Genomic DNA, 14198 nt, shown 5'->3' with positions numbered 1-14198 from the left:
GCCCTGGAGCCGCAACGACGCGGGAGACGACCAGTGACGGACATTCGCGACAATACATCCGCTTCACGCTTCGAGATGCAGACCGAATGGGGCCTTGCCATCCTCGACTATCACGACACCCTCGACGCCATCAGCCTCGATCATACCGAGGTCCCGGAAGGCGCTGCCGGCAAGGGCGTCGGCGCCCGCTTTGTGCTGGGCGTGCTCGACAACATCCGCGCCCGTGGACGCAAGATCATTCCGCGCTGCCCCTTTGTGCAGCGCATGCTGAAACAGCACCCCCAATACGCTGACCTGATCCTCAGTTGAGCGCCGCGCCAGAACGCGGCGCAAGCGTTGCGCCCAGGAGTTGCGTGCGGAAGCGCCGTGCGAGACGGAGCGCGGGCAAGTCAATCAATAGATTGACATATTAATTTTATAACACCGTCAAAAATTCATGGACGGCGCCGCAGGATCGCATAACCTCCATTGACCGCCGCAAGAGCGGACATGGAAGCGCGAACCTGGAGGAAGCGCATGATACGCAGGCTTGTTGCAGCCACGCTCGCGACCGTGGCCCTGTGTTTTCCAGCCGCATCGGCGGACAAGAAATATGACCAGGGCGCGTCGGACACGGAGATCAAACTCGGCCAGACCATGCCGTACAGTGGTCCGGCTTCGTATGTGGGCATCGTCGGCCGCACCCAGACGGCCTATTTCCGCATGATCAACGAGCAGGGCGGGATCAACGGCCGCAAGGTAACGCTGATTTCGCTGGACGACGCCTACAATCCGGCCAAGACCGTCGAGGCCACGCGGCGGCTGGTCGAAGGCGACGGAGTGCTGGCCACCCTGTCGTCCAACGGCACGGTGACCCAGGCCGCCGTACAGAAATACCTCAACGGCAAGGGCATCCCCCAACTGATGATCGGCTCCGGTTCATCGCGGTGGAGCGATCCCAAAAACTTCCCCTGGTCGACAGGCGCCCTGTCGCTCTATGTCACCGAGGGCAAGATTTTTGGCCGCTGGATCCTGAAGAACCGGCCTGACGCGAAAATCGGCGTGCTCGCCCAGAACGATGACCTTGGCCGCGACTTCATCAAGGGACTGCGCGAGGGCCTCGGCGAGCAGGCCAGCCGGCTGATCGTTTCGGAGCAGATGTACGACCTGACCGAACCCACCGTTGATTCACAGATCCTCACCCTGTCCCGCTCCGGGGCCAATGTGTTCTTCAACGCCAGCACCGGCAAGTTCGTCACCCAGTCGATCCGCAAGGTGAAGGAGTTGAACTGGCCCGCCCTGCATTATCTGATGAGCGCCTCCGCCACCCGCATGCTGCTGGAAGGCGCGGGGCTGCAAAACGCCAAAGGTCTGATGACGGTACAGAGCGTGAAGCACGTCGCCAGCCCGAAATGGAAGAATGACCCGGACGTGAAGGCATATGAGGCATTCCGGGCGAAGTGGTCGCCGGATACGCCAGCGGACGACGACGTCGGTTTCTACGCCTATTCCAGCGCCCTCGTCATGAAGCGGATTCTGGAAGCCTGCGGCGATAACCTCACCCGCGCCAACGTACTGAAGCACGCCACCAATCTGAAGGGACAGACAAGCCCGATCCTGCTGCCGGGCATCACCCTGAACATCTCCCCCGACGACTACGCGCCGGTCACGAAATTCTACATGGGCGCGTTCAATGGCGACGATTGGGAGATCTCGGGCGGGCTGGTCCAGTAAGCGTCCTGGCTGTGCGCAACGCACGGACAGGCGGCCAGACGCGGATGCTGACCCTGGCTGGCCAGGCATGTCGCGCCAGCAATTGTTGGCGACGCCGCCGCGGGGCTATAAGAAGGCCAGGAGCCGGGTTTTCTGGCCGACGACGCGGGGGTGGCGACGCCCCGGCGTTGCATCCCTCTTTTTCCCGCGCCGGCTTCCCGCCAGCGTGGGGCAACCGACGGCTCCCCCAATGGGAACGCGTCCATATGGAAACGACAGGATGAGCACCAAAACCCCGGGGCTGCGCCGCGCCGCCATCGTCTCCCCCATCCGCACCGCCGTCGGCAAGTTCCAGGGCAGCCTGTCCAGCATCGCCGCTGGCGATCTCGGCGCCATCATCATCAAGGAACTGGTCGAGCGCACGCAGATCGATCCCGAGCGCATTGACGACGTCGTCTTCGCCCAGGGCTACGGCAATGGCGAGGCCCCGTGCATCGCCCGCTGGTCGCTGCTGGCCGCCGGCCTGCCGATCTCGGTGCCGGGCTACCAGCTCGACCGCCGCTGCGGCTCGGGCCTGCAGGCGATCATCGACGCCTCCATGCTGATCCAGACCGGCGTCGCCGACGTGGTCGTGGCCGGCGGCGTCGAGAGCATGAGCAATGTGGAGTATTACTCCACCGACATGCGCAATGGCGCCCGCTCCGGTTCGGTGACCCTGCATGACCGCCTGACCCGCGGCCGCGTCATGAGCCAGCCGATCAGCCGTTTCGGCGTCATCTCCGGCATGATCGAGACCGCCGACAACCTGGCCCGCGACTACAACATCTCGCGTGAAGCCTGCGACGCCTACGCCGCCCGCAGCCACCAGCGCGCCGCCTCCGCCTGGGCGGACGGCAAGTTCAACGACGAACTGGTCAAGGTCGCCGTGCCGCAGCGCAAGGGCGATCCGGTGATCTTCGCCCAGGACGAGGGCATCCGCGCCAACGCCACCCCCGAGAGCCTCGGCCAGTTGCGGGCGATCGAGAAGGGCGGCGTCACCACCGCCGGCAACGCCAGCCAGCAGAACGACGCCGCCGCCGCCTGCCTGATCGTCGCCGAGGACAAGCTGGAAGAGCTGGGTCTGGAGCCGATGGGCTGGTTCGTTGGCTGGGCCGCCGCCGGCTGCGAGCCGTCGCGCATGGGCATCGGCCCGGTGCCGGCCGTGGAGCGCCTGTTCGCCCGCGCCGGCATCAGCTGGAGCGATATCGACCTGGTCGAGCTGAACGAAGCCTTCGCCGCCCAGGTGCTGGCCGTGCTCAAGGGCTGGGGCTGGTCGGACGACGACAGCCGTCACGACATCCTCAACGTCAACGGCTCGGGCATCTCGCTCGGCCACCCGATCGGCGCCACCGGCGGCCGCATCCTCGCCAATCTGATGCACGAGCTGAAGCGTCGCGACGGCCGCTATGGCCTTGAGACCATGTGCATTGGCGGCGGTCAGGGCATCGCGGCGGTGTTCGAGCGCGCCGTCTGAGGCCAGGAGTCCTGGCGGGAGGCGCGCGCCGCTTTCCGCCAGAACATGCGCCAGAACATGCAACGGCGTGAAGATATCGTCCGGCCAGGCCATGTCTGGCCGGATTGTTTTGCCAACGCCGCCCTGAAGGCGGCGGCACATGATGCGACAGGTGGGAAACAACCCGTGACGGACAAGTGGATCAGCGGCTGCCGCAATGGCGTCAACGCCTGGGAATGCGACGAGAACAACCATCTCAACGTGCGCTTCTACATGACGCGCCTGGCGCAGACGATGGGCTTCGTCGCCCACGCGCTGGAGGTTCCGGCCGGCTGCGCCCTCATTCCCGCCACCCATCACATCCGTTACCGGCGTGAGCTGAACACCGGCGACATGGCTGATTTCCGCACGCGGGTCATTGAGATCCGCGACGACAGCCTCGTGCTGCATCACGAGCTGCACTGCGCGGGCGAAGTCGCAACGAGCTTCATCAGCATCGACCGGCAGATCGACCGCGCTTCCGGCGCGCCGGTTGCCTGGAGCGCCCGACAGCGCGAACTGATGGCGCAGTTCTCAGGCGCCCTGCCAGAGCGCGACGCCCCGCGCAGCGTCGCCTTCGAGGAGCCGCGCCAGCCGCTCGATCTGGACCGGGCGCGGGCGCGCGGCCTCGTCGAAGTCTATCGCGGCATGGTGCAGCCATGGGATTGCGACGTCTCCGGCCGCATGGCCACCGAGCAGGTAATGGGCCGGTTTTCCGATGGCGTCGGCAATCTGTTCGCCCATATGGGCCTCGACGTCGCCGAACTGCTGGCGAGCCACCGCGGCAGTGTTGTCGTCGAAAACCGGCTCACTTACAATGACATGCCCAGTGCCGGCGAACTGATCGTCTCGCACAGCCAGGTCGTTGAATTCCTCGGCAAGACCATGCGCTTCTCACACGGCATGTACAACGCGGCCACCGGCCGGCGCATTGCCGCTTCCGAGGTGATCGTCGCCATTCTCGACCACAACAGCCGCCGCGCCGTCGCCCTGTCCGAAGCCGAGCGGGCGCGCGTGGAGCAGCGCCTGACGCCGCTGGACTGATCCGCCGCCTGGCGTTGCCGTAACCGGAGAGCCCCCATGGCCAGACTGGCGGAACAGACGGCGGACGAGCTCAAAAGCGAGAACGAGGCCCTGGAGGCGGCGCGCGACAGCGGCAAACCACCGCTGCTGGAAGACCCGCTGGTGACGCGGGTTTCCGTCACCATGGCGATTCTCGCCGTGACCGGCGTCATTCTCGGCAGCATCGAATCCATGCAAAGCGCCGCGTCTTCCGCCGCCGCCTCCCAGGCGCTGATCCATCAGAACAAGGCCACCGACGCCTGGTCGGCGCTGGACGCGCGCATGGTGCGGCAGGCGCTGGGCAGGACAGGCGACGCGCAGGCCCGTTTCAACGACAGGGACGACGAGGCCCTCGCCGCCCATGCCCGCGCCCAGGAAAACCTGTCGCTCGCCAGCCTGCGGGAGGCCGAACGGCGCGGCGACCGCCACGAGATCCTGACCTGGGCGGTGATGCTGGTGCAGATCGCCATCGCCATCGCCACCATCTCGATCATCGCCCGGCCGCGCCGCTGGCCGTGGCTCGCCGCCATGGGTCTCGGCGCCGCCGGAACGCTGCTCGGCCTTGGCGGCTGGCTGGCGTGAAACCCGGTCGCGGATACCCCGGAGCGTGATGCGTTCAGGCTACATCGCATCACTGCTCTAACTTTTTGGCATCGCATGATTTTTTTTGCGAATAAGCGATATCCGCTTACTCGCATCAGGCTCCAGCATTCCCGGTTCTGGCATCACGCATATGCGGGTGGCGCCGGCTTGTGTTTGGGTCCATAAATCTGGGCGTTATAAAAAATCCACGCCGCCGGCCGGAAGCAGCCTCCGTTCTCCGGCGAGACAGGATTATCAGGGAGAAATGCCATGACAGCGGCCAATGTCGTCAGCCTCGACAAGATGAACGAAGCCGAGCGCCAGGTCCGGATAGACCTCGCCGCCGCCTACCGCCTCGTGGCGATGTATGGCTGGGACGACATGGTGTTCACACACCTCTCAGCCCGCGTGCCTGGACCGGAGCATCACTTCCTCATCAACCCTTACGGCATGATGTTCGACGAGATCACCGCCTCGAGCCTGGTGAAGATCGACCTGGACGGCAATCCGGTTGGCGAAACGCCTTACAAGGTCAATCCGGCCGGTTTCACCATCCATTCCGCCGTGCATGAAGTGCGGGAAGACGCCCATTGCGTCATGCACCTTCATACCCTTGATGGCACCGCCGTCGCCTCGACGTCGCTTGGCCTGCAGCCGCTCAACCAGACGGCGCAGCTCATCTCCGACGACCTCGCCTATCACGACTACGAAGGCGTCGCCCTCGACCTGGATGAGCGTCCCCGTCTGCAGCGCGACCTTGGCGACAAGAACCTGATGCTGCTGCGCAACCACGGCACGCTCACCGTCGGCAAGACCGTGGCTACTGCCTTCATGCGCATGTACTACCTGGAGCGGGCCTGCTCCATGCAGGTGCGCACCTTCGCCATGGGCAGCGCCATCTACCCGACCGAGGAACAGGTCATCGAGAAGAACGCGGAAGTCGGCTCCTCTCCCAATGGCCTGATGAAGGTGGCCGACCGCCTTGCCTGGCCCGCCCTGCTGCGCAAGCTGGACCGGCACAACCCCGGTTACCGCGACTGATATTGAAGCTCTTTCCGGCCAGGCGGAGCCCGTCTCCGTCCGGCCTCGCCGCCGCGCGTGCCGATGCGCGGCGGCGGGCGCCCTGCCAGCGGGCGCGCCAGAGCATGATGCGAAACGAATGCGCTGGAGTGGAGCTACCGTTCAACCCGAACGCATCCCGCGCTCGCGCGCCTTCCGGGCAGCATTCGCCCAGAACAGGGAAAATTGGAGTGATTTGCGCTCCAGATTGATCCAAAACTGCGCTAACGCAGGGCGGCGTCGGGGAACAGGGGCAGACCATTCTGACGCGCCTGATCCAGATCCACCTTGCAGGCTGGCGCGACGCCGAAACTCTTGCCAGCCTCGGGGGCATGATCGCCACCGGACGCCAGCGCTCCGGGCGTCTTTGGACGGCTGGCGTCGCCACATGGGGGGCCGATCACAGGCAGCGCCGCGCCCGGCGCGTTAACGTGGACCTCTTCCACAACCACCTGCCGCATCAGGCACACGGGAAGCAGCAACAAAAATATAAACCCTGAAATCTTGACAACAATCATTTTATACACGTAAGTACATATAAATATTCACAAATTACACGATCGCCCGGAAATGATAAAGCTGGGCCGCAGATCCCTCATGGCTGCCGATGCACGCATGAATTGCCCGTGAGATCTGGCGCCCGCCGCCCGGGCCAGATGGCGACCCCACCGGCTGGCCAGACGCATGGCGGCGATCATGCGGGCAAACCGCATGCGCCGCCTGTTCTTGCAGGATTACGTCATGTGAAGAGCTGAATGACAGATATGCCAACAGTGTATCGCAATAAAAATCGCCACCGCAATCAGCTTGCGATGGCGACAGAAGAGTTGCGGGCCGCATGGCGGCAGTGGCCGGACAATGCAGTCCGGCGGTCTGTTACGCGAAGTTGAGCGGTTTCACCTGCTTGACCCCGGCAATGTCCTTCACCGCCGCGATCGCCTTCTCCGGCACGACGCCATCAACCTCGACCAGGGCGATGGCAGAGCCGCCCGGCTGGTCGCGGCCGAGGGCGAAAGTGGCGATGTTGACGCCCGCCTCGCCAAGAATGCTGGCGAAGCGGCCGATGAAGCCCGGCTTGTCCTCGTTGGAGACGTAGAGCATCGACGGCCCCAGCTCCGCGTCGATCTTGATGCCCTTGACCGACAGGATGCGCGGGCGCCCGCTCGCGAACACCGTGCCGGCGACCGCGCGGGTCTGGGTGTCGGTGGTCACCGAGAGGGTGATCAGCGCGTCATACTCGCCTTCCGCCTCACGGATCGTCTCCTCAATCACCACGCCGCGCTCGCGGGCGATGGACGGGGCGGACACCACATTGACGTCCTGCAGCATGGGCCGCAGCAGGCCGGCGATTGCCGAGGCGGTCAGCGCCTTCACCTTCAGCCCGGCAACCGAGCCTTCGTAGGTGATGTGCACGCTTTTCAGGCCGGTTTCCGTGAGCTGGCCGGCGAAGGAGCCAAGCTTCTCGGCCAGTTCGACAAACGGCTTCAGCTTCGGCGCTTCCTCGGCGGTGATCGACGGGAAGTTGACGGCGTTCTGGATGGCGCCGCGCAGCAGATAGTCGGACATCTGCTCGGCGACCTGCAAGGCGACGTTCTCCTGAGCCTCGGTGGTGGCGGCGCCGAGATGCGGCGTGCACACCACGTTGGGATGGCCGAACAGCACATTGTCCTTTGCCGGCTCCTCAACGAAGACGTCAAAGGCGGCGCCGGCCACATGGCCGCTGTCGAGGGCGGCGCGCAGGGCCGCCTCGTCCACCAGGCCGCCGCGGGCGCAATTGATGATGCGCACGCCCTTCTTCGCCTTCGCCAGGGCTTCAGCCGACAGGATGTTGCGGGTCTTGTCGGTGAGCGGCGTATGCAGGGTGATGAAATCGGCCCGCTGCAGCAGCTCGTCCAGCTCCACCTTCTCGACGCCAAGATCCAGCGCCCGCTCCGGCGAGAGGAATGGATCGTAAGCGACCACCTTCATGCGCAGGCCGACGCCGCGCTCGGCGACGATGGCGCCGATATTGCCGCAGCCGATCACGCCCAGCGTCTTGCCGGTGATCTCGACGCCCATGAAGCGGTTCTTTTCCCATTTGCCGGCCTGGGTGGAGGCGTCGGCGGCGGGGATCTCGCGCGCCAGCGCGAACATCAGGGCAATGGCGTGCTCGGCGGTGGTGATGGAATTGCCGAAGGGCGTGTTCATCACGATGACGCCGCGCGACGAGGCGGCGGGAATGTCGACATTGTCGACGCCGATGCCGGCGCGGCCGATCACCTTGAGGTTCCTGGCGTTCTCAAGGATCTTCGCCGTCACCTTGGTGGCGGAGCGGATGGCGAGGCCATCATAGTCGCCGATGATGGCGGCGAGCTTGTCCTTGTCCTTGCCGAGGTCCGGCTGGAAATCGACGTCAACGCCGCGATCGCGGAAAATCTGGACGGCGGCGGGGGAAAGGGCGTCCGAAATCAGGACGCGGGGCGCTTTGGCGGTCATGAGATCACCTTCCGGGATCATCGTCGCGCGCGGCCAGGCCAAACGCTGCCGGCAGCGGCGCGGTCATGTCGGGGGAAACGGCCGCCGTTCAGGTTTCGGCGGCCATGGCGGCGCGGGAGCGGTCCCCGCGCCGTGAAAACCATCAGCCGAGCTTCGCCTTTTCCTCAGCGAAGGCCCAGTCGAGCCACTGGGTCAGGGCCGCCACATCGGCGGCCTCCACCGTGGCGCCGCACCAGATGCGCAGGCCGGCCGGCGCGTCGCGATAGGAGCCGATGTCATAGGCCACGCCCTCGGCCTCAAGCCTGGAGGCGATGCCCTTGGCCACGGCGGCGCCAGCCTCGGCGCCCTTGGCCAGCACCCCGGCGTCGGAGATCACCAGGCAGACGCTGGTGTTCGAGCGGGTCTCCGGCTTCACCGCCAGATTGGCGATCCAGTCGCGGCTGTCGATCCAGTCGTTCAGCGTCTTCGCGTTGGCGTCGGCGCGGCCGACCAGGCCGTCGAGGCCGCCAACGGACTTCGCCCATTGCAGGGCGTCGATATAGTCCTCAACGCACAGCATCGACGGCGTGTTGATGGTCTCGCCCTTGAAGATGCCTTCCGAAATCTTGCCCTTCGAGGTCATGCGGAAAATCTTCGGCATGGGCCAGGCCGGCGTATAGCTCTCCAGTCGCTCCACGGCGCGCGGCGACAGGATCAGCATGCCGTGTGCGCCCTCGCCGCCCAGCACCTTCTGCCAGGAGAAGGTAACGACGTCGAGCTTGCTGAAATCCAGCCGCTGGGCGAAGGCCGCCGAGGTGGCGTCGCAAATGGTCAGGCCCTTGCGGTCGGCCGGAATCCAGTCCGCGTTGGCGACGCGCACGCCGGAGGTGGTGCCGTTCCAGGTGAACACCACGTCGCGATTGGCGACGTCGACCTGGGCGAAATCAGGCAGTTCGCCGTAAGGCGCGTTGAAAATGCGCGCGTCGAGCTTGAGCTGCTTGACCACGTCGGTGACCCAGCCTTCGCCGAAGCTTTCCCAGGCCAGCATGTCGACCGGGCGGGCGCCCAGCAGCGACCACAGCGCCATTTCCACGGCGCCGGTGTCGGAGGCCGGCACGATGCCGATACGGTAGTCAGCGGGGACCTGCAGCACCTCGCGGGTCAGGTCGATGGCAAGCTTCAGCTTGTCCTTGCCGACCTTGGCGCGGTGCGAGCGGCCAAACGGCGTATCGGCGAGCCCTTCAAGGCTCCAGCCGGGGCGCTTGGCGCAGGGGCCAGACGAAAACTCCGGCCGTGCGGGCCGGGTAGCAGGCTTTGTCGTCATGTCATCCATCCTCACAGATGGGCGCTTCCCGTTGGGGGGAAGTGTCCCGCCAATGGCGGTACGCCTGTTGACGACAGGGCGCAAGAGAAATTCATGTAAGCGAAAGATCAGATGGCGGCAGGAGGCCCCTGACGGGGTCCGGATGCGATCAGCGGCAGGGCTGGCAGAAAGCCTTGCCAGCAAATGCTGCCGCCGGCGCGCCATACGGACGCGCCCGCCCGATATGGCGATTACGCCCGATGTGGCGATTACAGGGCGCCCAGTTCCCAACGCACGCCGAGTGTCACCTCATGGCTCTCCAGAGTCTTGACGCGTAGCGGCGTGGCGGCGGCGCAGGCGAAGCTGTCATCGCAAATGGCGCGGCCGCTGTTGGCGTTGCCCAGCCGCATGTAGCGGTAGCCGAGATCGGCGGAGACGCCGGGGGCGATCTCATAGGCCAGGCCCGCATACAATGCGAAAGCGGCGCTGGAATGCGAGCCGTGGCGCGCGGCGATCATATCCGTTGCCGGAGCCAGCGGCTGCGCCTGCTCGAAGCGGCTCACCCTGTAGAGGCGGTTCCAGGCCACGCCAACGCCAGCGCCCACATACGGCGTCAGGCCGTTCCAGTTCAGGATGTCCCAATAAACATTGGCGAGAGCGACGTTCGAGCGGGTTCCGGCGCTATAATGGCCAACCGACCGGCTGACGCCGGAAGCAAAGGCGTCATCGACGCCGACGCCATGCAACCGCACGCCGGAGAGGGCCGTGGCGGTCACATCGACGCGCAGGGATGGTCCGATGCGATAGCCAACGCCGCCGCCGGCCGACCAGCCGTGATCTATGCGGGCGCGGGCGATGGCGGCGTCAACCGGCGTGATGCCGCCAGGCGCGGCATAAGCCAGTGGTATCGCATTGCGCGCGCCGCGCAGGCCCAGCCCCACCCCGACGTCGCCGCGCAGGTACCAGCCGCCGCCGGCCAACAGAGGCTTTTCTGGCTCCATGGACGGCAGTTCCGGCAACACATCCGCCGCGATCGCCGGCGCCACGCCGGCGAGACAGCCGGCGGCCAGACCGAAAGCCACAGCGCGCGCACGATGCGGCGCCCTGCTGAATCGCGACGCGCGCCCCGAAATGAAACCCGAACTGATCATGACCCCGCCATCCCTGTCGCGTCGCGCCTGGCCGCTGGCCGCCGACGTTCTGGAGAATGTTGCGTTTGCGCGCCAGGCCGGATCAGACCCCGCGCAAACGCAACATCCCAGGCTTGCAGTGAAGGCCGGCTATCGCATCAGGACCGGATCGGCCGCGATTCGCTCCGGACGGGGCCGGCTCTGACGCCAAACTCGCAGGCAACCGTTAATGGCCGCTTAACCTTAATGAAGATGGTTAATCAGACGACGGTCAATGAACTGGCGCGGGGAAAATTGCGCGACAGCATCAGGGCGCCGGCGGACAGGCGCGGCCGTCTCCCGCCGGGCGCCCATGCCCACAGCCGGTGGGGCAGGCCGACTGGGCCACGCGCTTGGGGGCGGGGATTCGGGGTGGGCATACCGGGCTGGCGCGGCTCCGTCGGCGCGCGCCGTGTAGCGCCAGGATCAGCGCCATGTGGATGCGGCGTGGTGCGGGTCGCGCAACCCCTGCCAGGGAGTTGAAACAAAAAAACAGGCGCCCATTCGGGCGCCTGCGTCAGTCTGGCCGCTCCGTTACCGGAACATGCAACTCAGGCGGCGGCGCGACCAATCTTGCCGATTTCCGCGATCACGTCGTCCACAACCTGGGTGACGACATCCAGGTTGTCGCCCTCGCCCATGACCCGGATCACCGGCTCGGTGCCCGAGGGGCGCACCACAAGGCGGCCATTCTTGCCAAGCCGGTCGCGCGCCATATCGACGATGGCGTCGACGCTTTCAGTCGATGGAGCCGCCCCGCGCGTATAGCGATAGTTCTTGAGAACCTGGGGGAATGGCTCGAACGCGCGGCAAACCTCGCTGACCGGCCGCCCAGCGCGCTGCACCACCGAGAGGATCTGCAACGCCGACAGCAGGCCATCGCCCGTGGTGGCGTAATCCGACAGGATGATGTGGCCCGACTGCTCGCCGCCGACATTGTAGCCATTACGGCGCATGTGCTCGAGCACGTAACGATCGCCCACCGCCGTGCGCTCCAGCCCGAGCCCAAGACCGGAAAGGTATTTTTCCAGGCCCAGATTCGACATGATGGTGGCGACGATCGCCGGCTTGCTCAGCAGCTCGGCTTCCTGCCAGCTCCGGCCAATCACCGCCATCAACTGGTCGCCGTCGACCACCTGGCCCTTCTCGTCAACGATGATCACCCGGTCGGCGTCGCCATCGAGGGCGATGCCCACGTCGGCGCGCACCTCGTGCACCTTGCGGATCAGCGCCTCCGGCGACGTGGAGCCCACGTCGCGGTTGATGTTGGTGCCGTCCGGCTCGACGCCGAGGGAGATAACCTCCGCGCCCAGCTCCCACAGCGCCTCTGGCGCCACGCGATAGCCGGCGCCGTTGGCGCAATCGACGACCACGCGCATGCCGTCGAAATCGACGTCGCGCGGCAGGGTGCGCTTGGCGAACTCGACGTAGCGGGCATGGACGCTGTCGATGCGCTTCGCCCGGCCGAGATCGGAAGCGCTGGCCAGACGCAGCGCCAGATCGCCGTCGATCAGCTCCTCGATCTGCCGCTCGACCTCATCGGACAGCTTGTAGCCGTCCGGACCGAACAGCTTGATGCCGTTGTCTTCATAAGGATTGTGGGAGGCCGAAATCATCACGCCCATGTCGCAGCGCATGGAGCGCGTCAGCATGGCCACCGCCGGCGTCGGCATCGGGCCAAGCTGCAGAACGTCGATGCCGACGGAGGTGAAGCCGGCGATCATCGCGGTTTCAATCATGTAGCCCGACAGCCGCGTGTCCTTGCCGATGATCACCCGGTTGCGGTGATCGCCGCGGCGGAACACCAGGCCCGCAGCCTGCCCCACCTTCAACGCCAGCTCTGGCGTGATGACGGCGTTGGCGCGACCACGAATACCATCCGTGCCGAAGTAGCTTCTTGTCATGTGCACCCATTCTTTGCCGGTAGCCGTGCAATGCACCCCCCTATCCGCACAGGGGCGCGCGGACAAGGGTGGCGTGGCCTGAGCAATTCCAGCTCTCGAGAGCGGTTTCCGATCAATCTGGATCGCAAACTGCTCCAGTTTTCCCTGCCTTGAGCGAATTCCGGTCGATCAGCTGTTTCCGGCTGACCGACATGCGCGCCAATCTGACCCATCTTCCCTGCGAAATTTGGGCGACGCCTTTCTCAAAAGGCGCGTTTCTCAAAAAATGCTCCCGTCGCGGCCTTACACATGACGTCGCCCCCGGAAGCAGGCGCAATCAACAGTCGTGCTTCATACATCTGCAAGAAGCCGCTGTTCGAACATTACGTCAAGCATCCAATTGACGACTGCTTTCAATTTTGGTGACACATTATTACAGCGACATCCTGAAGCATTCGATCCGGCATACCCGGCGCGATGCTTCTGAAGGCGTCAACGCCCGCCCGGAAGGATGGCGACGGGTATCCGGGACTGGCCAGAAGCGCGCCTCTCCGGCGCCCGCTGATGCGCCGCGAGGATGGCTGGCGCCACATCTGGAGCCAGATGCGGAAAAGACCGGCCGGATTGACCTGTCCAACATTTCCAGACAGGTTTCCGGGCATGTCGTCCCGCCCTCCAGATATCCGCTATGGCTATCTCGCGCTCAGCGCGCTGTTCGGCTTTTTGCTGATCAGTTTCCTGCTCATCAAGGCATTCCCGGCGCAGGTTGGCGAGCACACCCATGTCATCATCACCCAGCTGGCGCGCGAGAATGTGCAGGATGTGGTCTCCAGCGTCATCCTCTCCCTGCTGGCCCTCGCCACGGGGCACTTCTATCGCGCCGCCCGCGACCCGGCGATCAAACGCGTCTATTACACCCGCGCGCTCGCCCATGGCTACGAGGCGAACTTCCTCAGCCACGTCATCGCGGCCATGCCCCCCGGCGCCCCAGGCCTCATCGTGGTCATTCCGCCGGTGGACATCCTGTCGCCGCAGCGCGACTACGTGCGCGCCTTTCACCGCCAGCTGAACCAGCACGGTTTCGTGACGCAGGATGGCGAGATGGGGGGCAGGCGGGTCACCAGCATCCTTGCGGGCGACAGGCTGGTCGCACGGCTCGACGTGGCCCGAACCCTGCTGGCCGCCGAAACCATCATCGAGATCAATCTCGGACGCAAAGGCCAGGAAGATCCACGCAATGTGGAGCAGCGTCGGGCCCGGCTTTACGACATTATCGCCAGCGACTTCAGGGCGGCGCTTGAAGCCGGCGTCGGCGCCAACGCCGACGTGGTGATGATTTGCAACCCTGAAGAGGCCCGGCGTGAGCTGGAGCGGCGGCGCGCCGCCACACAACCAGCCGCGGCCTGATACGCAAGACCAAACCAGACCAAACCAGACTGCGCCAGGCCATGCATGCGCAGGGG

11 protein-coding genes and 1 pseudogene are annotated in these 14198 nt (G+C 65.4%); 7 read left to right on the top strand and 5 right to left on the bottom strand.

Translation table 11 applies throughout. From position 1 onward, the window contains the following. The first annotated feature begins 33 nt into the window (after window positions 1-33). From ACERNI_RS13360 to ACERNI_RS13335, 6 genes are all read left to right on the top strand, one after another. Window positions 34-309: a GNAT family N-acetyltransferase gene (locus ACERNI_RS13360; RefSeq protein ID WP_448833762.1), complete on the top strand. Its 276-nt coding sequence runs from the start codon at window positions 34-36 to the stop codon at window positions 307-309. Window positions 310-516: 207 nt separating this feature from the next. Continuing rightward, on the top strand, window positions 517-1713 hold the full coding sequence (locus ACERNI_RS13355; protein ID WP_448833761.1) for an ABC transporter substrate-binding protein: 1197 nt from the start codon (window positions 517-519) through the stop codon (window positions 1711-1713). Window positions 1714-1972: 259 nt separating this feature from the next. After that, window positions 1973-3205, top strand: coding sequence for an acetyl-CoA C-acetyltransferase (locus ACERNI_RS13350; protein WP_448833760.1), 1233 nt, complete (start codon window positions 1973-1975; stop codon window positions 3203-3205). A 165-nt stretch (window positions 3206-3370) separates the two neighbouring features. After that, window positions 3371-4267 (top strand): acyl-CoA thioesterase, encoded by an 897-nt coding sequence (locus ACERNI_RS13345; protein WP_448833759.1) that lies wholly within the window; start codon window positions 3371-3373, stop codon window positions 4265-4267. A 36-nt stretch (window positions 4268-4303) separates the two neighbouring features. After that, window positions 4304-4867, top strand: a complete 564-nt coding sequence (locus ACERNI_RS13340; RefSeq protein WP_448833758.1) for a DUF4337 family protein — start codon at window positions 4304-4306, stop codon at window positions 4865-4867. A gap of 270 nt (window positions 4868-5137) precedes the next feature. Next, window positions 5138-5908 (top strand): class II aldolase/adducin family protein, encoded by a 771-nt coding sequence (locus ACERNI_RS13335; protein ID WP_448833757.1) that lies wholly within the window; start codon window positions 5138-5140, stop codon window positions 5906-5908. Window positions 5909-6150: 242 nt separating this feature from the next. Here ACERNI_RS13335 and ACERNI_RS13330 read toward each other — a convergent pair whose 3' ends face one another. The 5 genes and pseudogenes from ACERNI_RS13330 to glmM all read right to left on the bottom strand — a co-directional run bounded on the left by ACERNI_RS13330 (window position 6151) and on the right by glmM (window position 12756). Further along, window positions 6151-6411, bottom strand: a complete 261-nt coding sequence (locus tag ACERNI_RS13330; protein ID WP_448833756.1) for a hypothetical protein — start codon at window positions 6409-6411, stop codon at window positions 6151-6153. A 391-nt stretch (window positions 6412-6802) separates the two neighbouring features. Then, complete coding sequence (gene serA, locus ACERNI_RS13325; protein ID WP_448833755.1) at window positions 6803-8401, bottom strand: phosphoglycerate dehydrogenase; 1599 nt, start codon at window positions 8399-8401, stop codon at window positions 6803-6805. Between the two features lie 142 nt (window positions 8402-8543). Then, window positions 8544-9704 carry a phosphoserine transaminase gene (locus ACERNI_RS13320; RefSeq protein ID WP_448833754.1) on the bottom strand — a complete coding sequence of 387 codons (1161 nt, stop codon included), beginning with the start codon at window positions 9702-9704 and terminating at the stop codon, window positions 8544-8546. Between the two features lie 368 nt (window positions 9705-10072). Further along, window positions 10073-10684, bottom strand: a pseudogene (locus ACERNI_RS13315) (outer membrane protein); the annotation flags it as partial. A 719-nt stretch (window positions 10685-11403) separates the two neighbouring features. Next, window positions 11404-12756, bottom strand: a complete 1353-nt coding sequence (gene glmM / locus ACERNI_RS13310; protein ID WP_448833753.1) for a phosphoglucosamine mutase — start codon at window positions 12754-12756, stop codon at window positions 11404-11406. A gap of 639 nt (window positions 12757-13395) precedes the next feature. Here glmM and ACERNI_RS13305 point away from each other — a divergent pair. After that, complete coding sequence (locus tag ACERNI_RS13305; RefSeq protein ID WP_448833752.1) at window positions 13396-14142, top strand: hypothetical protein; 747 nt, start codon at window positions 13396-13398, stop codon at window positions 14140-14142. Window positions 14143-14198 lie beyond the last annotated feature (56 nt).

The organism is Camelimonas sp. ID_303_24, assembly GCF_053543495.1.
The sequence above is the reverse complement of the archived record's forward strand: the minus strand, read 5'-3'. Positions and strand labels throughout refer to the sequence as shown.

What these genes read in the sequence shown, in the direction of transcription:
- ACERNI_RS13355 (WP_448833761.1), top strand. Translation starts at nt 517, where the DNA reads ATGATACGCAGGCTTGTTGCAGCCACGCTCGCGACCGTGGCCCTGTGT.
- ACERNI_RS13350 (WP_448833760.1), top strand. Translation starts at nt 1,973, where the DNA reads ATGAGCACCAAAACCCCGGGGCTGCGCCGCGCCGCCATCGTCTCCCCC.
- ACERNI_RS13340 (WP_448833758.1), top strand. Translation starts at nt 4,304, where the DNA reads ATGGCCAGACTGGCGGAACAGACGGCGGACGAGCTCAAAAGCGAGAAC.
- ACERNI_RS13335 (WP_448833757.1), top strand. Translation starts at nt 5,138, where the DNA reads ATGACAGCGGCCAATGTCGTCAGCCTCGACAAGATGAACGAAGCCGAG.
- serA (WP_448833755.1), bottom strand. Translation starts at nt 8,401, where the DNA reads ATGACCGCCAAAGCGCCCCGCGTCCTGATTTCGGACGCCCTTTCCCCC.
- ACERNI_RS13320 (WP_448833754.1), bottom strand. Translation starts at nt 9,704, where the DNA reads ATGACGACAAAGCCTGCTACCCGGCCCGCACGGCCGGAGTTTTCGTCT.
- glmM (WP_448833753.1), bottom strand. Translation starts at nt 12,756, where the DNA reads ATGACAAGAAGCTACTTCGGCACGGATGGTATTCGTGGTCGCGCCAAC.
- ACERNI_RS13305 (WP_448833752.1), top strand. Translation starts at nt 13,396, where the DNA reads ATGTCGTCCCGCCCTCCAGATATCCGCTATGGCTATCTCGCGCTCAGC.